Annotated in this window: 17 protein-coding genes; 12 read left to right on the plus strand and 5 right to left on the minus strand. The window is 61.9% G+C overall.

What is annotated here, in order from left to right; translation table 11 throughout:
- Positions 1–2: 2 nt before the first annotated feature.
- The gene (locus tag ACRTG1_RS01270; protein ID WP_113156850.1) at positions 3–728 is read left to right on the plus strand and encodes a GntR family transcriptional regulator; all 726 of its coding nucleotides are present in this window, start codon (positions 3–5) and stop codon (positions 726–728) included.
- A gap of 18 nt (positions 729–746) precedes the next feature.
- Here ACRTG1_RS01270 and ACRTG1_RS01275 read toward each other — a convergent pair whose 3' ends face one another.
- The 3 genes from ACRTG1_RS01275 to ACRTG1_RS01285 form a co-directional block, all read right to left on the minus strand.
- Positions 747–1,526, minus strand: a complete 780-nt coding sequence (locus ACRTG1_RS01275) for an IclR family transcriptional regulator (protein WP_113156849.1) — start codon at positions 1,524–1,526, stop codon at positions 747–749.
- A 106-nt stretch (positions 1,527–1,632) separates the two neighbouring features.
- Entirely contained in the window at positions 1,633–5,004 is a 3,372-nt protein-coding gene (locus ACRTG1_RS01280; RefSeq protein ID WP_432515594.1) for a hydantoinase B/oxoprolinase family protein, read from the minus strand.
- Positions 5,001–5,498 (minus strand): ureidoglycolate lyase, encoded by a 498-nt coding sequence (locus ACRTG1_RS01285; protein WP_432515595.1) that lies wholly within the window; start codon positions 5,496–5,498, stop codon positions 5,001–5,003. Before ACRTG1_RS01285 ends, ACRTG1_RS01280 begins: the two co-directional genes overlap by 4 nt.
- A 197-nt stretch (positions 5,499–5,695) precedes the next feature.
- On the opposite strand from ACRTG1_RS01285, the gene ACRTG1_RS01290 reads away from it, so the two are divergent.
- From ACRTG1_RS01290 to ACRTG1_RS01325, 8 genes are all read left to right on the plus strand, one after another.
- Positions 5,696–6,490: a creatininase family protein gene (locus ACRTG1_RS01290; protein WP_432515596.1), complete on the plus strand. Its 795-nt coding sequence runs from the start codon at positions 5,696–5,698 to the stop codon at positions 6,488–6,490.
- Positions 6,487–7,785 carry a cytosine deaminase gene (locus ACRTG1_RS01295; RefSeq protein ID WP_432515597.1) on the plus strand — a complete coding sequence of 433 codons (1,299 nt, stop codon included), beginning with the start codon at positions 6,487–6,489 and terminating at the stop codon, positions 7,783–7,785. Before ACRTG1_RS01290 ends, ACRTG1_RS01295 begins: the two co-directional genes overlap by 4 nt.
- Positions 7,782–9,176, plus strand: a complete 1,395-nt coding sequence (locus ACRTG1_RS01300; protein ID WP_432515598.1) for an FAD-binding oxidoreductase — start codon at positions 7,782–7,784, stop codon at positions 9,174–9,176. The genes ACRTG1_RS01295 and ACRTG1_RS01300 overlap by 4 nt, the downstream gene beginning before the upstream one ends.
- 41 nt (positions 9,177–9,217) lie before the next feature.
- Entirely contained in the window at positions 9,218–10,465 is a 1,248-nt protein-coding gene (locus ACRTG1_RS01305; RefSeq protein WP_113156843.1) for an NAD(P)/FAD-dependent oxidoreductase, read from the plus strand.
- 34 nt (positions 10,466–10,499) lie between these two features.
- Positions 10,500–11,327, plus strand: a complete 828-nt coding sequence (locus ACRTG1_RS01310; protein ID WP_432515599.1) for an ABC transporter ATP-binding protein — start codon at positions 10,500–10,502, stop codon at positions 11,325–11,327.
- Positions 11,328–11,335: 8 nt separating this feature from the next.
- Entirely contained in the window at positions 11,336–12,196 is an 861-nt protein-coding gene (locus ACRTG1_RS01315) for an ABC transporter permease (protein WP_206544902.1), read from the plus strand.
- A 122-nt stretch (positions 12,197–12,318) separates the two neighbouring features.
- A complete protein-coding gene (locus ACRTG1_RS01320; RefSeq protein WP_432515600.1) occupies positions 12,319–13,485 on the plus strand; it encodes a hypothetical protein in 1,167 nt (388 codons plus the stop codon).
- Between the two features lie 70 nt (positions 13,486–13,555).
- Entirely contained in the window at positions 13,556–13,987 is a 432-nt protein-coding gene (locus tag ACRTG1_RS01325) for a RidA family protein (protein ID WP_206548660.1), read from the plus strand.
- 96 nt (positions 13,988–14,083) lie between these two features.
- On the opposite strand, the gene ACRTG1_RS01330 is transcribed toward ACRTG1_RS01325, so the two are convergent.
- A complete protein-coding gene (locus ACRTG1_RS01330) occupies positions 14,084–15,442 on the minus strand; it encodes an aromatic ring-hydroxylating dioxygenase subunit alpha (protein WP_206548571.1) in 1,359 nt (452 codons plus the stop codon).
- Between the two features lie 341 nt (positions 15,443–15,783).
- On the opposite strand from ACRTG1_RS01330, the gene ACRTG1_RS01335 reads away from it, so the two are divergent.
- The 3 genes from ACRTG1_RS01335 (at position 15,784) to ACRTG1_RS01345 (ending at position 18,888) form a co-directional block, all read left to right on the plus strand.
- Positions 15,784–16,104, plus strand: coding sequence for a 2Fe-2S iron-sulfur cluster-binding protein (locus ACRTG1_RS01335; RefSeq protein ID WP_224873290.1), 321 nt, complete (start codon positions 15,784–15,786; stop codon positions 16,102–16,104).
- Positions 16,101–17,336, plus strand: coding sequence for an NAD(P)/FAD-dependent oxidoreductase (locus ACRTG1_RS01340; RefSeq protein ID WP_432515601.1), 1,236 nt, complete (start codon positions 16,101–16,103; stop codon positions 17,334–17,336). The genes ACRTG1_RS01335 and ACRTG1_RS01340 overlap by 4 nt, the downstream gene beginning before the upstream one ends.
- A gap of 91 nt (positions 17,337–17,427) precedes the next feature.
- On the plus strand, positions 17,428–18,888 hold the full coding sequence (locus ACRTG1_RS01345) for a glutamine synthetase family protein (protein ID WP_113156836.1): 1,461 nt from the start codon (positions 17,428–17,430) through the stop codon (positions 18,886–18,888).
- 62 nt (positions 18,889–18,950) lie between these two features.
- Here ACRTG1_RS01345 and ACRTG1_RS01350 read toward each other — a convergent pair whose 3' ends face one another.
- Positions 18,951–19,670: a helix-turn-helix transcriptional regulator gene (locus ACRTG1_RS01350; RefSeq protein ID WP_432515602.1), complete on the minus strand. Its 720-nt coding sequence runs from the start codon at positions 19,668–19,670 to the stop codon at positions 18,951–18,953.
- Between the last annotated feature and the right edge of the window lie 243 nt (positions 19,671–19,913).

The following is a 19,913-nucleotide window of genomic DNA, read 5'->3' on the forward strand; positions in this document are numbered from 1 at the left end:
CGATGAATGCACCTCTTCCCCGCCACGCCCAACTCACCCAGACGCTGCGCGACCGCATCACATCCGGCGCGCTGAAACTGGGCGAAAGGCTGCCGCCGGAGGTCGATCTTGCTGCCGACTACAATGTGAGCCGCACCACGCTTCGCCGCGCCATGGCCGAACTGGAGAGCGAAGGGCTGGTCGAAAGACGCCGCCGGCTTGGAACAATTGTCGTCTCCAACCAGCCGCAAAAGAGCCTGCGCATGGCGACCAGCGGTTTCCCGGAACTGCTCAGCCTGACGAAGAGTTCGCGGCTTCAGGTGCTCAAGACGCGTCACGTGGCCGATGGCGAAAGCCCGTTTCTGGGTAAGCATCAAAGCTCCACCGGCTTCTGGCTGGAGATCACGGCGGAACGTTTTCTCGGCCAGTCCGAAAAGCCGGTCAGCTGGCTGGTCATGTTTGTCGATGGCGCGTTTGCGGGGATCGACCCGGTTCTCGACCGGGTGGGCGGCTCGGTCTTCGAGCTCATCGAAGGTCTCTTTGATCTGCAGATCACGCGGCTGCGCCAGTCCGTGACGGCGCTTGCCTGCCCGTCGCAGGCCGCCGCCTCCATCGGGCTGGAAGCAGGCATGCCAGTGATTGCGCTCGATGCGGAGCTCTACGCCGAAGATGGCAGGCTCGTTGAGATCACCCATGCGATCTACGATCCCAACCGGTTCCGGCTGCGCACGGATGTCTGGATGGACTGAAGCCGGATTGCGTTCGTTCTAGAACACCGCACCGATGTCGTTCGTGCAGCGCAGCAGTTTTTCGATCAACCGGTCGTGAAGGTCGTTTTCGTCATACTGGCCCTGCGGGAAGATGATCGACACCGCGCCCACGACACGCTTGTCGCGGTCAAAGACCGGAAGGGCGAGCGAGCTGACGCCTTCCACATATTCCGATTCACTGAACGAGAAGCCGCTGAACCGGATGGAGTTCAAAAGGTCGGTGAACTCCCGGCGCTCGACCAGCGTTTTTTCCGTATAGGCAGACAGGCTGAGGCGATCGAGGATCGCTTCGCGCTCTTCCCTGTCGAGGAATGCGAGGATGACGCGGCCGGCGGCAGTCGGCGTCAGCGGCACGCGGCTGCCGACAGTTACCATGTTGAGCGTGAAGCGGCTCGGCACGAAAGCATGGGCGACATACACGGCCTCGTCGCCATCCAGCATGGCGAAGGATACCGATTCTCCGATCTCGTGAGAGACGTTGCGCAGAACCGGCTGCACCACCTGCGGAATGCTGCGGGTTTCGAGGAACCCGCGCGTCAGCCGCAGCACGCGCGGCGTTAGCTGATAGCGCCCGCGATCATGGGCCACGAAACCGAGCTGCTCCAGCGTGCGCACGAGACGCCGTGTCACCGCGCGGTTCAGCTCCACCTTCTCGGCGATTTCCGAAATGGTGAGTTCGCTGTTGCGCCCCTCGAAAGCCATGATAACGGACAGGCCCTTGCCGAACGTCAGGGATACTTCCTTGTCGTCCTTGTCGAGCAGGTGATGCAGTATCATGACTAAGCTGGCCTCCAGCGCCCCAGCGGCGCTTATCCGCGATCTTATCGTATCCGAAATTCAAACAGTATGCCGCCCTGCGGGCAGGCGCTTCGATCAGCAGCGCCTATCCTTCCTGCACGCCATACCCGGCTCCGCCACAGCTTTCAACGACCAGTTGATCCCCGCGGCGAAGAACCGGGGCTGAACGGCTGCCCAGTTCCTCCACCGTTCCATCGGCCCGCACGACGCGGGCGGCGGCAGGCTGCGGCGCACCGCCACCCAGAAGTCCATCGGGAACATGTCTGAACCGGTCGCCGCGCAGCGAAACATTGATGCCGTCCTGCAGGGCGAGATATCGGCGCTGGATGCCATCACCGCCGCGATAGCGCCCCGCCCCGCCGGAGCCACGGCGAATAGAGGCGCTTACCAGACGCACGGGGATCTGCGATTCCAGCGCTTCGCCCGGCATGTTCATCGCGTTGCCGACATCGGTGGATATGCCCGAAACGCCATCGCTCTGCGGGCCGCCGCCGGCACCGCCGGCGATGATCTCCGTGGCGATGAAGCGCTTTCCATCTGCGCCCGCGCCCGAAAAGGCCAGCACAAAGGACATGCCCGAATTGGCTGCCGGCATGGTCTCCGGCAAAGCCCGGGCGAGCCCTTGCAGAAGCGTCGATGTGGTGCTGCGCACAATGCCCATGCGCGCATTGACGGCTGCCGGCGGCGAGGCATTGATCGCGCAGTTTTCCGGCAGGACCAGTTCCATGGTCCGCACCACGCCGCCATTGCGGAACACCGTATCGCCCATCGCGCTGAGCAGGCTGTAGAATGCAGCCGCGAACGGGCCTGAGCGCACGCAATTGATGGGTGCAGCCACCTGCCCGCTCGTGCCGGTGAAATCTGCGCGGAAACGGCCATCGCTGCAATCGAGGCTGAGCGCGATCCGCACTTCCGGCAGGCCCGGCGCAGGATCGAGCTGTCCACTCGCCACATGTGGCCCCGGTGCCATGGTGAAAATCGTGTCGCGCGCGAGCGCTTCACCCCGCTCCAGACAGGTCACGATGCCTGTGGCGAAGGCATCCATCCCTATCTCTTCAGCCAGGCTGCCGAGAAGTGAGGCGGCTTTCACCGCCGCGCCGATCTGCGAGGAGAGGTCGCCAAGCACCGTATCGGCCGCGCGTGAATTGGCGCTGATGAGATTGACCACGAGAGGGTCGATCCGGTCGCCGGCGCCCATCTTAAGCGGCGGCAGGCGCAGGCCCTCCTGGAAAATGTCCACCGCATCCGGCGGCACGGAGCCTGCCCGCATGCCGCCAATATCCTGATGATGAAGAATGCTCGCCGCGAGCGCGATCACCTTTCCTTCTGCGAAGACCGGCCGCATCACCGTCAGGTCGGGCAGATGCGTCCCGCCGAGGAAGGGGTCGTTCATGAGATAGAGATCGCCCTCGCGCATCGTCTCGACCGGGAAATGCTCGAGCATTGAACGCACGGAGCCATCAAGCGCCCCGAGAAGAAGCGGAATGGCGTCGGAAAGCGCCAGAAGCTCTCCGGTGGGGGTCAAAAGTGCTGCGGCTGCATCGTTTCCTTCACGCACCACGGGCGAGACCGCCGTGCGGAAGAGCATTTCCTGCATGGTCTGGGTGATGGCATTCAGGCGCATCTGCAATGTCTCGGGACGCAGCGCCACGGCGGCTGAATTGCGCCTGACAAAAGACACCAGCCCGCCTTCGATGACGCGCTCCCACCCCGGGGCAGGCTGAAGGCCCATGGCCTCGCCCCCGGCGAGCATCTTTTCCAGCGCCTTCTGTTCTTCAAGAAGGAAACGCCCGATCCTGAACACGAACCCCGCCTCGCGCGACGGATTGCCAAATCGCTCGGTGTGATAGGCAGTGAAGGCTTCGCGAATGGTCTCCACCGTCGGCTGCCCCTCATCAAGGGGTAGCGTGACGGGGTGCATGAAGGCGTTCGGCGCTATCGTGATCTGAACAACGCCCTCGCTGGCGGCTGGCGCCTCTGCACGGAGTGTGTCGAGCGCCTGTCGGAGGCGATCGTCGGTCAGTCCATTGAGGGGCACGTTCAGCGTTTCCGACGCTTCGCTTATATGCCGGGCCAGGAGAAGACCGGCAGCGCCCGACACTGCGGCGAGTTCATCAACAATGATGCGGTTGACGCCAAGCCGCTCGCCCAGCGCATGCGCCATGACACCGCCAAGGCCGCCGCCGACAATCAGCGGCACGGCTGCCGGGTCGACATTTCGGTCGACCGCGTAACGAACAAGGGCGGCCACGACGCTGTCGAGCGCCGCGTCCCGGATCATCGCGGCGAGTTCGTCGCACCCGATTGACGCCTCTTCAGCAAGCCGGGCAATGCGGTTGCCCGCATCCGGCGCGAGTGCGGCGGGCAATTGCCCCAGCGAAACAAGTGCGTCGGTGAGTGTGGGCGCATTGGTATTGGCATCGCCTGAAAAGCGGATGCCGGCAGCGCCCGCCCACTGTGCCCGCGCGCCGCCGCCTAGAGCGACGCTTTGAATGTCGGCCATGGGATTGCGTACGGGCACGCCGGCGATGACGCTGTAATGTGTCTGCGCCGGTGCGCCATTTTCCAGCAGCACAATGTCCGTGCTGGTCGACCCCATGTCGAGCGCAAGCGCCTGCCGGGAACCTGCCATTTCTGCGAGTGAAGCGGAGAAAAGCGCAGAGGCCGCAGGACCGCCCATCAACTGCCGGCCAGCCGCAGTGCGAGCCAGCTTTGGCGTTACGAGATGACCACGCGAATCCGCAAAGGAGAGGCGGCCCGAGAAGCCGAGCCCTTCAAGTTCGTCTGCGATGCGGTCCACATTTACCTGCTGCGCCGGGCAAAGGGCGGCTTCCAGACAGGCCGAGACCGTGCGTTCATATTCGCGGGCATTGCCGTCGACCGTGTGCGACAGGATGACGGGAATGCCGGGCGCGACTTCTGAAAGAATTTCGGCGCAGAGGCGCTCATGCGCCGGATTGACGAAGGAGAACAGAAAGCAGACCGCAATGGCTTCCACGCCCTGATCGCGAAGTGCTGCTCCCGCCGAACGGATCTGATCGACCGACAGGGGGGCGATTTCGGCGCCGTTCCTGTCGAGCCGGCCTTCCACCTCGTGGATGCCGTCCGGCATCACCAGAAATGTGGGGGATGGCGAGCGCGCGACCGGGTCGTAAAGCTCGGAACGGTTTTGCCGGGCAAGCGCCAGCGTGTCCGCAAAGCCGCTGGTGGTGATCAGACCAACCCGGGCGACCTGCTTTCCAAGAAGCATGTTCACCGCGCCTGTTGAGCCCAGGCGGATCTCTTCAAGCGCCGTGGGTTCAAACGCCCATTGCTGTGAAAAATGCCGGATCGCAGCCGCGATCTCTTCGGCCACCGCTCCCGCGCCCCGCGTCATCTTTCCGGTGCGCAGGACGCCGTTCGCCGACAGCGCGAGGTCGACGGTCGAGGCTCCGATATCGATGCCCAGAGCGCTCAAGAGACGGCCTCTTGCAGTCGGGTTTCGAGCGCCGTTTCAAGCGGCAGGAATTCCACGTCCGTGCCGCCGCGCGTGCGCCACATGGTGGAAGCGAAATGCCCCGGCCCATCAAGGGCGATGATGCCGTGATGCCAGACGCCGGGATTGTAGATAACCACATCCTTCGGCCCGCCGATGAAGCCATGGGCGGCGCTTTCATGAGGATGGGCTTCCCACACGATCACGAGGTAGCGGGTGACGGACATGGGCACGAACATCTGCGAACTGTGCTCATGGCGCTCGGCCTGGTTGATGCGCACGACATCGCCCTCAGGCTGCACATCATAGAAATCCAGAGCGAGATCGACCGCCTCGGCATCATGCTGGAAGACAGAAGGAGTCTTCGTCAAAAGCACCGTATCGGCCCGGATCGACTTGGTTATCCCCTGCCCCGCGCAGGCAACATGGCCATAGGGTGCAAAACTGGCGCTGTTCAGCTGTCGAACTGCAATCATTCCCGCTCTCATATTTTATTCGATAATCGAACTTTTGATCAATTATTATAACGACAGCTGACCGCTTCTCTGTCAATTCCAAATGCCGAACCTTTCAATTTCGCGCTTTCAGCGGCCCGGGATCGCACAAACCTGCTTGACGTCCGACTGCTTTCTTGCGACGCTAAGCGAACTAATGTTCGATAATCGGTGAATTGATGGCCTTTCGTCTCTGGAGCGAGCTTTCTGCTGACGACCTGAAAACACTGGTCGATGATGCGACTGTCGCATTGTTGCCTGTGGGCGCCATTGAGCAGCATGGTCCCCACCTGCCGCTGAGCACCGACACCACGCTTGCAGAGGGGATTGCACTGGAAGCGGCGAAGCGTGTGGAGGACGCGCAGGTGCTGGTTCTGCCGCCGGTCGCCGTCGCCAAATCCGATGAACACACGGGCTTTCCCGGCGTTCTGACCCTCGACGCAGCGACGCTTCAGGCCGTGCTCATGCAGATCGGCAGAAGCGTCGCGCGTTCGGGCATTCGCCGGCTTGTCTTCCTCAATGCGCATGGGGGCAATGTGCCGGTGCTGCAGATCGCAGCGCGCGCCCTGCGCCTTGAAGAAGAGATGTTCTGCGTCGCCGCCGGCTGGATGAGCATGGGCTATCCGCCCGGCCTGATCCCCGAGGAGGAGTTGCGCGACGGCATTCACGGCGGACTGGTGGAGACTGCCGCCATGCTGCATCTGCGTCCCGATCTGGTTTCCATGGAAAAGGCGAAGAACTTCGTACCGGCCTCCCGTGCGGTCGCCCAGTCGAATGATGTTCTGCGCCTGCTCGGCCCCGTTTCCACGGGCTGGACCATGAAGGATCTCAACACCGATGGAGCCGCTGGCAATGCCGCGCTGGCGACGCCGGAAACGGGCAAGGCGCTCGTCGAGCATGCAGCCACACGTTACGCCCGGCTTCTCGAAGAGGTGGCGCGCTATGCGATCCCCTTCGGAGCGCCGCGCGTATGAACATCCGCGCCTGCGAGACACAAAAGAGCCGCTGGTTCACCAATGCCCGCGTCCCGGCTGCTCTGGCAGAGGGGTTTCCGCTCCGTGCGCTGGATCATGACAGCGGCCTTGCCATGATGGATTTCGGCATCACGGCGGATGGCGCGCTGACGCCGGAGAACAATGGCGGGGCTGAACTGGATCTCGCAGGGCGGATGGTTCTGCCCACATTCGTCGATTCCCACGTCCATCTCGACAAGGCCTATATCGTCAGGCGGACGGGCATTCCCCATGGCGGACTTCTGGACGCCGTGAAGCTTTCCGGCGCGGATGCCGCCAACTGGTCGCAGACGGACCTGAAAAGCCGCATTAGTCAGGCGCTTGAACGCGCTTATCTGCATGGCACGTCCGCGATCCGCACCCATCTCGACACGCCGGTCATGCCGGATGAGAGCGACGCCTGGCGCGTTTTTGACGAAATGCGCAGCGACTGGCGGGGCCGCATTGCGCTTCAGGCCGTCGCGCTGATGGCTCTGGAGCGCGTCGAACAGGCGGAGTTCATCGAACGCTGCCGACAAATCAGGCGTCTCGGCGGCGTTCTGGGCGCGTTCATTGCGCCGAAAACGGCAACGCCGGAGCGCCTTGATGCGCTGTTTTCCTGCGCCGGCGAAACCGGGCTCGCGGTCGATTTCCATGTCGATGAAACGCTTGCGCCCGACGCCATGGCGCTCGAACTGATCTGCGACAGCATTCTGCGCACCGGCTTCAAGAGCCCGGTCATGGCCGGACATTGCTGCTCGCTCAGCTCCATGCCCACGGCAGACCGCGACCGCATCATCGATAAAGTGGCGCGGGCCGGCGTGCATATCGTCTCGCTCCCGCACTCCAACCTGTTCCTGCAGGACCGCTCCAATGGCGCAACGCCGTCGCGGCGCGGCATGACCACCGTGCGCGAACTGGCTACGGGCGGCGCATCCGTGCACTTCGCCTCCGACAATGTGCAGGATCCCTTCTATCCCTACGGCGACTTCGACATGGTCGACGTTTTCCGCTCTGCGGTGCGGACAGCACATCTCGAAACCGACATCGGCAGCTGGGCGGCCCGCCAGTTCCGCGAGGCCGCGAAGGCCTGCGGCTTCGGCCAGCACGGCCTTGTTGCGGCAGGCGCACCTGCGGACCTGATCATTCTCGATGCCGGCGACTGGCTCGACCTGATGAGCCGCTCTTCGGCCGGCCGCGTCGTTCTGCGCGGTGGCGTGCCGCTTCAACCGCTTCCCTTCAATCTGCGCGATCTTTTCGCGATGGAGTACTCATGACTGCAGATATTTCAGCGTGCCGCGAGGCGCTGGCCCATCTCGACATCGACGACAATCCCCAGACGGTGCGCCAGAAGAGCCGTGACTTTTACTGGTACAGCCCGATCCTGAAGGAACAGCTCGACGACGTGACGGCCGATCTGGTCATTGCGCCGCGCAGCGTGGAAGAAGTGGTCGAAATTCTCGCCGCCTGCTGGAAGCATGACGTTCCCGTCACCACGCGCGGGGCCGGAACCGGCAATTACGGTCAGGCCATGCCGCTTTCCGGCGGCGTCGTTCTGCACATGAAGCACATGAACGAGATCCTCGAGATCGGCGACGATTATTTCGTGGCGCAGGGCGGCACGGTGATCGAGCATATCGAGCGCTCGCTGCGCGCGGTCGGCAAGGAAATCCGCCTGTTCCCCTCGACCATGGGCTCGGCAACCATCGCCGGCTTCATCGCCGGCGGGTCCAGCGGTGTGGGTGCGATCCGCTGGGGCGGTCTGCGCAATCCGGCCAATATCCGCCGGCTGCGCCTCGTCACCATGGAAGAGAGGCCGCAAATCATTGATCTGGTCGGCGCAAGCGACATCAGCAAGGCCGCTCATGCCTATGGCGTCAATGGCGTCATCGTCGAGGTGGAAATGCCTGCCGATCCGGCGACCGACTGGGTCGACGTGATCATCGGCGTCGACACATTCGAAAACTCCTGCAGGCTGGCGCTCGAGATCGGCGACGACGACACGGTCTGCAAGCGCATGCTTTCGAATTTCGAGGCGCCCATTCCATTCAACTATTTCCGCCGGCACCGCCCCTATCTGGAGGAGAGCGAGGCCGTTGTGGCCGTGACCGTTTCGAAAGAAACACTGGACCGGCTCGTTGAGGTTGTCGACGGCTTCGACGGTGCGACGCTCAGGCTGCGCTACGACCAGCTGGAAGAGGGCGTGAAGCTGCCGGCGGCTTTCGAGCTTGCGTGGAACCACACGACGCTGCGCGCGCTGCGCGTTGATCCGACCATCACCTATCTGCAGATGATGATCCCGCGCCCGGTGATGTTCGAAAAACTCGCCGAGGTGAAAGACCGGTTCGGAGACGAATTGCTGCTGCATTTCGAATTCACCCGGTTCGACGGCGTTGTCTCGCCCGTGGGCATCCCGATCGTGCGGCACACCAGCAATGAGCGGCTTGAGGAACTCATCCAGATACTCGAGCTGGAACTCGGCCTGCCGGTCTTCAATCCGCACCGGATCACGCTGGAAGAAGGCGGCATGAAGAAGACCAACCCGCATCAGCTGGCCTTCAAGAAACAGGCCGACCCGAAGGGGCTTCTCAATCCCGGCAAGATGATCGCCTGGAAGGATCCCGACTGGTCCCCCTCTCCCGGCAAGACCTACCTCTTTGCCGAATGATTTCCATCACAGACTGGATTTGACCGGGGGGAGATGAACACATGACCGGCAGCAAGGGACATGTAACCATAATAGGCGCGGGCATTGTCGGCGTGAGCTGCGCCGCGTTCCTGCAGCGCGAGGGTTTTGGCGTGACGGTGGTGGACCGGCTGGAGCCGGGGCTCGGCACGTCGTTCGGCAATGCCGGTTCGGTTTCGCCCAGCGCCATCCTGCCGGTGGCGATGCCCGGCGTCATGAAGAAGATTCCCGGCTGGCTGATGGACCCGCTTGGTCCGCTCACGGTTCGCTGGTCCTATCTGCCGTGGATCGCGCCATGGCTTGCCCGCTTCATCAGCCACGCCACGCGTGAGGAATGCGTTCGTGTGGCCACGGCGATGCGTTCGCTGATGGAAACCGTCTTCGACGATTATGGCGACATCCTCACCGGCGATGGGTTCAACCAGCTGATCCGCCGGAATGGCTGCCTCTACATCTATGAGAGCCGCCAGGAGCTTCAGGCGGCGAAATGGTCGCTCGATCTGCGCCGCAATCTCGGCGCGGAAATGATCGAAGTGGGCGGCGACGAGATCCGGCAGTTCGAGCCGGCCCTCAACAAACGCTTCGACATCGGCATTTTTGCGCCGGAGAACGGCTCGACCGTCGACCCCTATCTTCTGGTCAATAGCATTGCCGACCAGGTGAAGAAGAATGGCGGCAAATTCGTCACCGCCGAGGTCAAGGACGTCACGCTCGGGCCGGATGGGCCGGTTGCGCTGGAAACCACTGAGGGTCAGCTCCCCGTCGACCGGCTGGTCCTGGCGGCCGGCGCATGGTCGTCGCCGCTGGCGCGCAAACTGGGCGCGAAAGTGCCGCTGGAAACCCAGAGAGGCTACCACGTCACATTCCCCAATCCGCAGATCGGTGTGAACCGCACCGTGATGTGGAACACCCGCAGCGTCTTCATCAATCCGATGGACTGCGGCCTGCGGATTGCGGGCACCGTGGAACTGGCCGGACTGAAGGCCGCGCCCAACTATGCGCGCGCGGACAAACTGACAGAAATCGCACGGGAGATGTTCCCCGAACTCGATACGACCGAACAATCCAAATGGATGGGCCACAGGCCTTGTCTTCCAGACAGTTTGCCGGTTATCGATCGTTCGCCACGCTTCTCCAACACCGTCTTTGCATTCGGTCATCAGCACGTCGGCATCTGCTCGGGAGGACCGACAGGCAGGCACGTCGCAGCGCTGATGGCGGGAAAAACACCCAAGATCGACCTATCGCCGTTTTCGGTGAGCCGCTTCTAGCGGGCGCACCGTATTTCAACTGGGAGGACTCATAATGACATTGCAGGCTGTTCCTCAGCCCCCGGACAGGACTGGAGGCAGGACCGGAGACGCAAGTTCTCCCGCCGGTCTTCCGATTGCCGGGAACGATGTCGCGCTTTCTTTCGAGAACATCTCGATGCAGTTCCCCGATGGAACGCAGGCGCTTGAAGATGTTTCGCTGACCATCCGCAAGGGCGAGTTCGTCTCGATCGTCGGCCCTTCGGGCTGCGGAAAGTCCACCCTTCTGAAGATCGCTTCCGGCCTGTTCCCCCAGACCTCGGGCATCGTCAAGGTGGATCGCAGCCAGCTTGGCTACACGTTTCAGGACGCGACCCTTCTGCCGTGGCGCAAGGTGCTCGGCAATGTGGAGCTTCTGATGGAGCTGCGCGGCTTTTCGCCTGAAGAGCGCCGCAGGATCGCCATGGAGCAGATCAACCTGGTCGGGCTCGACGGCTTTGCCGAGCATTATCCCAAGCGCCTCTCCGGCGGCATGCGCATGCGCGCATCGCTGGCCCGCTCGCTGGCGCTGAACCCCAGCGTGTTCATGTTCGACGAGCCCTTCGGCGCGCTCGACGAGATCACCCGCGAGCGTCTCAATGACGAGCTGGTGTCGCTGTTCATGCGCAATGGCTTCAGCGGCCTGTTCATCACACACTCGATTTCAGAGGCAGTCTATCTGTCCAGCAAGGTGGTCGTGATGTCGCGCCGCCCGGGACAGATCCTCGAAGTGTTCGACATTCCCTTCGCCTATCCGCGCGATCCGGAGCTTCGCTACACGCCCGAGTTCGCAACCCTTTGCAGCGAAGTCTCCGTATCCCTGCGAAATGCTATCGAGAATTGAGACGATCGATGACACAGACACAGCCTTCATCCAATCTCACTGCACATTCGCCGGTTCCGTTCACGGCAGAGCGCGGGACGCTTGGAAACCTCCTCATGCTGCTCGTGCCGCCGCTCGTCCTGTTCGGCATGTTCATTCTCTTATACGCGATGGTGCGCGCAAACCTTGAGCCGCACCGCCAGTTCCTCATGCCCTCGGGCTATGAACTCTGGGATAAAGCGTTCGGCCTTTCGGACGTGCGCTGGGAACTCCTGACGCGCTCGCTCACCACGCTTGGCATCGCGCTCGCCGGCCTCTGCATCTCGATCCCGGTCGGCATCCTGCTCGGCGTGATCATGTTTCGCGCCACGATTCTCGAACGCGCCATGTTCCCGAACATCGTCGCGTTCCAGTCGATCCCGACGCTCGCCATCATTCCGCTGATCCAGACGGCGCTTGGCTTCGGCACGCTGCCGAAGGTGCTGATCGTGGCCAAGTTCACCATGTTCGCCATCCCGATCACGCTTCTCCTCGGCCTCAAGAGCGTTGACCGCGGCATCATCAACCTGTTCCGCCTGCAGGGCGCGAGCTGGCGCACGACGCTGGTCAAGGCATGCTTTCCGTCTGCAGCGCCGGCGCTCTTCGCCGGTCTGCGGATCGCGGCAAGCCTCGCCGTCATCAGCGCCATCGTCTCGGAGCTGTTCTTCCTGGCCGGCCGTGGCGGCCTTGGCCAGATGATCATCAACTCCAAGATCGACTTCAAATATGAGCAGATGTATGCGGCGCTGATGACCGCGACCTTCCTGTCGGTCTGCGTCTACATCGCCTTCACCTGGCTCGGGCACTGGTTGTTCTCGGACTGGCATGAATCCGGCGGCAAGGAGACCTGACGCCAATTCTACGGGCGGGCGAAGAGTAGCCTCTCTTCGCCCGCTCGCATTTCCGCCTGGCATTGGTTTCCCGCCGCGAGCCGATGCCTTCTCGACCCACAACAACAATGAGGGAACTGAAAATGAGAAGCTTGAAGACTGCTTTGCTGGCAACCGCGATGGCCGCGCTTCCCGCCATTGCGCAGCCGGCCCTGGCTCAGGAGCCGGGCGATTTCGCCAAGAAGGCCTACACCACCCCGCTGGCCGATGTGTGTCCCAATCCCTTCATCGTGCAGAAGGACTGGCTTGCCCAGGCCGAACACGGTGCGCTCTACCAGATGATCGGTGGCGGCGGTAAAATGGAAAGCGGCCGCTACACCGGCCCGCTGGGCAGCACCGGCATCGACCTCGTCATTCTCGAGGGCGGCGGCGGCATGGGCCTTGGTGACGGCGAAACCGCCTATTCGGCCCTCTACATGGGCAACTCCAAGGCCGGCCTGCGTCCGCATCTGGGTTACCAGGAGCTGGACAATGCCTTCATCTTCTCCGAGCGCTTCCCGGTGGTCGGTGTCGTCGCGCCGCTCAACATCGCCCCGCAGGGCCTGTTCTGGGACCGCGAGACCTATCCGGACGGCTTCCACAGCATCGATGACATCATTGCCTTCGGCGAGTCCGGAAAGGGCATGATCTACGTCTCGACCATTCAGCGCACCTTCGGCCTCTACCTCTTGCAGTCCGGCGTCTCCCAGGACGTCTTTGTCGAGGGCTACCGTGGCGACGGCGAGAACTTCGTCACCAATAATGGCACCTGGCTGAACCAGGGCTTTGTCACCAGCGAACCCTATGCATTCTCCACCGGCAACAACTGGGGCAAGCCCATCGACGCAGTCACCGTCGGCGAACTGGGCTATCCCAATTACAGCGGCATGCTGTCGGTTGCGGAAAACCGGATGGATGAACTCGCACCCTGCCTTGAAAAGCTCGTGCCGATCATCCAGCAGGCGGTCGTCGACTACATGGACGACCCGGCCGAAGTTCTGGAAACCATCCACGAGTTCACCCAGGGCGGCTACGCCACATCCTGGTGGAAGCTGTCCATGGACAAGCTCGAATATGGCTGGAAGACGCTCAAGGAGCGCGGCATCATGGGCAATGGCTCGAATGACACGATCGCCGACTTCGACACGGAGCGCGTGGCTGTCATGTTCGACATCGTTCAGCCCTGGCTGGATGAGCGCGCCAAGGAAGGCCTCGATCCGCAGAGCGTCGTGACGAACCGGTTCATCGATCCGGGCATCGGCCTGAAATAACCCGTAGCTTTCGTCGAGACCAGAAATGCCGCCCCGGAAACGGGGCGGCTGTTTTCATTCGCGGTTTGCCATGCATCATGGCGGCCGCCCCATCTGTCAGAAGGAGAGACGCTTGGCCATTCCCGTGAACCCCGGTGATCTTCCGCCACCCTTTTCCAATTACAGCCATGCCATGCAGGTGCCGGAAGGCGCGCGTCTTCTCGTGTGCTCCGGCCAGCTTGGCATGCGCCCGGACGGCACGATCCCGGACGATACGGCCGAACAGGCCCGCATATGCTTCGACAATATCCGCAAGCTTCTTAAGGACGCGGATATGGATTTCGAGGATGTGGTGCGCATCAGCGCCTTTGTCACGGGCCGCGAGCACATGGCGCCCTATATGGATGTGCGCAATGCCCTGTTCCCTGCGCCCTACCCCGCATCCACACTGATGATCGTGAGCGGGTTCACAAAGCCCGAATTCACCGTCGAGGTGGAAGTGCTGGCCGCGAAGCGCGACTGATCGTTTCCAAATGATCGTTCATTGAAAAAGGCCCGCCTCATTGTTGAGGCGGGCCTTTTCGTGTGTCGAGTTCAATCCGGCGTGGCGTAAAGCGCCTTACTCGGCTGCCGAGACATGCGGCACCTTCTCCGCCAGTTCTTCTGGAACGGGAGCGGCCCAGGGTGCTGCGCGGCGGCGCTTCACATCGACCTCCATCCAGTAGGTCTCCCAGCCGCGTGTCGGGCCGATGCCGTCCATCGTGGCCGGACCCTGAATGCTGCGGGCATGCTTTTCGTCCAGCGTCAGGAGCGGCTTGCCGCCATTGACCGCCTTTTCGATTTCCTGCTTGAGCAGGCGGCGATACTGAACGATTGCCTTGTCGGATTGCCCCAGATGCTCGCGGGTGCGGTCCTGAATGCGGCCCATCGATTCAACCGCCCACTGATCGTGAACATTGATGTCGAGGCCCATGCCCGTATAGGTCTCGGTCGCCTGCTCATGCGGATCAAAACCATAATCGTTGGACTTGTTGCGGCGCGAAACATAGTCCGGCAGCTCGTAGAGCTCGAGGCGCTGTTCGCGCATCTTCTTCTTGTCGACCGGCGCACCATAGCTGGTGAAGATCGCGTACCAGTAGCAGGTCTCGTCATCGACAGGCACATGCCACTGGGTGATGGTCATGTCGCCGCTCATTGGAATGACGAAGCCGTGCGGGAAGAGCTGGTTGGTCACGCGCACATGCGTGCGTTCCTCGTCGATCTCGCGCAGCGCGATCAGGCGCAGGCCATATTCGGTGCGCTCCACATTGATGATCGGGCGGTCATATTCGCGCAGGATCTTCGTCATCGGCAGATCGCTGTCGGCGGACGCGGCACGGAACTGCTTGCCGTAAGCTTCCGACGTGTCCTCATCCTCGAAGAAGCGATGCAGGAAGGAGGCGTGCGCGGGATCGATGCCGACTTCGAGCGCCTGCAGCCAGTTGCACTCGATCAGGCCCTTGAAGGCGAATGTGTGGGTGCCGGGCGCCACGAAACAGTCAAGCTCGGGGAATGCCGGAGGCTCGTCACCGCCGAGATAGGCCCACAGGATGCCGCTCTTCTCAACAACCGGGTAAGCGCGCTGCTTGATGTTTTTGCACAGGTTCGAAGCGGCGGGCTCGGCCGGCGTTTCCAGGCAATTGCCTTCAACGTCGAACAGCCAGCCATGAAATGCGCAGCGAAGACCGCCATTTTCCAGACGGCCGAACGCCAGATCCGCGCCGCGGTGCGGACAGTCGCGATCCACCAGTCCGTAGCGCCCCTGCTCGTCGCGGAACATCACGAAGTTTTCGCCAAGCAGCTTGACGGGGACGATGGGGCGGTCGCCCTCCAGTTCATCCACCAGGGCTGCCGGCTGCCAGTATTTGCGCATCAGCTTTCCAGCGGGTGCGTCAGGACCGATCCTGGTGATAAGATCGTTCTGCTCTTGGCTCATCATGGCTGTGTCTCTTCCCTTCTCTTCCGCGCGTTGGCTGAAATCCCACTGCTCGAGCGCATGCTCGCCTCCACCCAGTCAGACCGGATCAATGCTAGCGGCCTCCAGATCGATCGCCAAATTGGTCGATAATCGATCCATTGTGCGATTATATTCTATTAGAACACGCAATCAAGAGCTTTAGCGGAATTCCGGAAATGGGTCGATTGCGCTCCCGCCCAATGATTTCACCATTTTGCTTCCTGCATTTGTTGACAGGCTTCCATGATCCATGTGATCAATTGGTCGATAAATGATATTGTGTTCGTTATTCGACCAATCGGAGGTCAACCGTGAGCGAAGCCATCACCATCAAGTTCGAAACCAGCGGCGGCGAGCAGATTGAAGTTCAGGCGCGCCCGGGCGTAAGCGTCATGGAAGCCGCGGTAATGAACAATGTGGGCGGCATCGAAGCGGAGTGCGGCGGTGCCTGCATCTGCGCCACCTGCCATGTGTATTGCGACAATCTCGAGGACGGCACGGTCGGCGAAATGTCTTCGGAAGAAGACGACATGCTCGACATGGCCTCCGCCGAGCGGCGACCGACCAGCCGGCTTTCCTGCCAGCTTCGTGTCAGTGAAAAGCTCAAGGATGCCGTCTTCATCATCCCGGAGAACCAGTTTTGAGCGCGGTCATCATCGTCGGCGCATCCCACGCCGGCGTACAGGCCGCCGCATCGCTCAGGCAAAAGGGCTGGCAGGAGGGCATCGTCCTGCTTTCCGCAGAAGGCGATTATCCCTATCACCGCCCGCCCCTCTCGAAGGCCTATATTGCGGGCGAAAAGGATGAGGAGCAGCTGCTCCTGCGCGCCCCCGATTTCTATCGCGATCAGGGAATCGACCTGCGCCTGAACGAGCCGGCGCTGAGCATCGATCCTCATGCGCGACAGGTGGTCACCGCATCGGGCAGGCTCGACTACGGCAAGCTCGTTCTCGCCACCGGCTCAAAGGCGCGCACCCTGCCCCTGCCCGGTGCCGAGGCGCGCGGCATTCACACGCTCCGCTCCATCGCCGATGCACGCCACCTGCGCAGCTCCATGCAGGATGCAGAGAACATCGTCATCATCGGCGGCGGGTTCATCGGACTGGAATTTGCATCCACTGCGGTCAAGCAGGGCAAATCCGTCGTCGTTCTGGAGGCGCAGGAACGCCTTTTGACACGCGCGTTGCCAGAACGGCTGAGCGCCTTTATCGGCGGCTATCACACGGCGAAGGGCGCAATGTTCCGCTACGGCGCGCTGCCGGAGCGCTACACCACCACCGATGACGGCAGGGTGAGCGGCGTTCAGCTTGGCGACGGAACCACCCTTCCCGCCGATCTCGTGCTTGTGGGCGTGGGCGGCATCGCGGACATGGCGCTGATCGAGCCGCTCGAACTCAAAACCATTGCAGGCGGCATTGAGGTAGACGCGCACGGTCTGACCAGCACCCCCGACATCTATGCGCTGGGCGACGTTGCAGCCTTCCACAACGCCTATGCGAACGGGGCCATGCGGCTTGAATCCGTGCAAAATGCTGTCGATCAGGCAAAGTCTGCCGCCGAGCACATTGCCGGCGGCAATGCGCCGCTTGGCGCTGTTCCATGGTTCTGGACCGATCAGTATGACCTGAAAGTGCAGATGGCCGGCCTGCCGAGACCTGGCACGACGGAGCTTCTTCGCGGAGATCCTGAAAGCGGCGCGTTCAGCATATTGCAGATGGAGGGAGACCGTCTGGTGGCGGCCTATTCGGTGAACCGGGCCGCCGATCACATGGCCTCGCGCAAACTGATCGCCGCAGGCCAGAGCATCGATCAGCGTATGGCTGCAGACATCGACACACCGCTGATGAAGGCGGTTGCCGTAGCCGCCGTATCCTAGCCTGAAAGAGCGGTGGGCGAGAGAACCGCCCGCAGGCCACACAACAAGACCAACAATTCGGCAGCAGCCATACCAGAGGGAAGAGACAGGCATGTCGGGCAATTTGGACAAACTCAAGAGCGGCCTCGTCGCAGCGAAAAACCTCTTGAGCGACGAGCAGTTTGAACGCGCAGACGAAGTGCTGGCGCTCATCCGCGAGCGCGGGCTGGAGACCGTGCGTCTGGCGTTTGCCGACCAGCATGGCGTGCTGCGCGGCAAGACCATTGTTGCCGACAAGGTCGATTCCCTGTTCCGCAACGGCATGGCGATGACGTCGACGCTTCTCCTGAAGGACACATCGCATCGCACCGTGTTCTCCGTCTGGGAGGAGAGCCAGAACAATGGCGCGGGAGAACTCACCGGCGCCGGCGATGTCATGATCGTTCCCGACCCTGAAACCTTCCGCCAGCTTCCCTGGTCGCCCCATAGCGGCTGGCTCTTATGCGATGTCTATTACAAGGACGGGCGGCCCTTCCCCCATTCGCCGCGTGGCATCCTGCGCGATGCCGTCAGTCGTCTTGGCCAGCGCGGTCTCGACCTCGTTTGCGGGCTGGAAGTCGAGTTCTACGTGTTCCGTGTGGATGACCCGCGTCTGGAACACACAGATGGCGGCATGCCTGCCCTGCCCCCGGAAACGAGCCTTATCTCCCATGGCTACCAGTATCTGACCGAGTCCCGCTACGACGCGCTGGAGCCCGTGGCCGACGAACTGCGCCGTGCGTGCCAGAAACTCGGCATGCCGGTCCGGTCGGTCGAGGCGGAGTTCGGTCCAAGCCAGTTCGAGTTCACCTTCGAGCCGGACACGCCGATGAACCATGCCGACACGATGATGCTGTTCCGCTCCACCGTGAAACAGGTTTGCGCCCGCATGGGACTGCACGCCACGTTCATGTGCCGCCCGAAAGTGGACAATGGAATGGCAAGCGGCTGGCATCTGCACCAGTCTCTGGTCGAGCGCGCAAGCGGGCGCAACATGTTCATGCCGGGTGAAGGCGAAGACCTGTCGCCCACCGCAAGCGCCTGGATCGCGGGCCTTCTGGAACACGCGGCCGAGAGCTGCCTTCTGACCACGCCGACGGTCAACGGCTACAAGCGCTATCAGCCGTTCCAGCTCGCGCCTGATCGCGTGCAGTGGGGCCGCGACAACAAGGGAGCGATGATCCGCGCCCTCTTCGCGCAGGGCGACAGGGCAAGCCGCATCGAAAACCGCGTCGCGGAGCCGGCGGCCAACCCCTACTACTATTTTGCTTCACAGATCCTGTCGGGGCTCGACGGGTTGGAGCGGGGTCTTGAAGCCCCCGCTCCCGTGGAGCGTCCATATGACAACAATTCACAGTTCCTGCCCAAGAGCCTGATCGCGGCAATCGAGCGGTTCGAACAGTCCGATTTCTACAAAAGCGCCATCGGCGAGGATTTCGTCGCCTATCTGGCCCACATCAAGCGCGCGGAATGGAACCGCTATCTGATGACGGTTTCAGAGTGGGAGCAGAAGGAATACTTCTCTCTCTTCTAAAGGGCCGGTTCATTCTGGCGCGATATCCGACTGCCGTGGCGTCCGCGCCACGGTTCTGACGATCACTGACCGGAAAAAATGATGATCGCCTGCGCCCGGCTGGCGACATCCAGCTTCCGCAGAATTTCGGACATGTGATAATCGATTGTCCGTTTCGACGCCCCCATGATGGTCGCGATGTCGCGGTTCGATTTTCCCTGACTTGCCCACTTGAGGATCTCTATCTGCTTGCCAGAGAGTTCCTTCAGCGACTGCGCCATGGCCGGCAGCCCGATGCTTGGAACGCCGAGCACGGCCGCCCGGGTGAGCGCTGTCTGCGCAAGAATGGCCACCGCATGGGGAACATCGGGGTCCACGATCACATCTGAAAATGACAGCGCAGTGATGGCGCTCACGGTATCTGTCGCGCCCCCCACTGATGCGGTCACGCCGCTGCGTATGCCAGAGAAGTCGATATATTCCGCATATGCCCGCGTATCCGCGTCCCGCGCCCAGTCGTCTGGTGTCCAGAGCCTTCGCAGACCGGGCTGCCCGGACAGTTCAAGCAGAGGATCTCGGGCACTCCAGTGCTCATTGTGATAGGCATCCAGATCCTCCGAAGTCCAGCTCGTCAGCGTCGGCGATGTCATGAACTCCCGCACATCGGCCTTGTTGCATGACAGGTTGAAGCTCTGAAAGCCAAGAGCCGCCATCCCCTCACCAAGCGCGGAGACGAGTTGGGACTTGTTTTGAGCGCCGCAAATCGATGCAACAGCGCAATCGACGGTGTGAAAGATCGACATGGGTCCAGATAAAATCCGAAACTTGCAGCAGATAGTGCGACAAAAAAACTTAGGCGACTGACAAACTTACCAGTTCACCCTATATACTTAGGCGACTTATTCGTACATCGGAATCATTTAAAGGGTTCGTTTCTGATGAAAACGCACAAACTCGCTGTCCGGCGTCGCCTGCACGTTTCCGAAGGCTTTCAGCTGCCTGCGCGGCTAATGGCTTCCGGGTCTTGCTGCAGGAGAAGCCAGAAA

This window comes from Nitratireductor sp. PBL-C9, from assembly GCF_050877045.1.
Classification (GTDB): Bacteria; Pseudomonadota; Alphaproteobacteria; order Rhizobiales; family Rhizobiaceae; genus Nitratireductor; species Nitratireductor aquimarinus.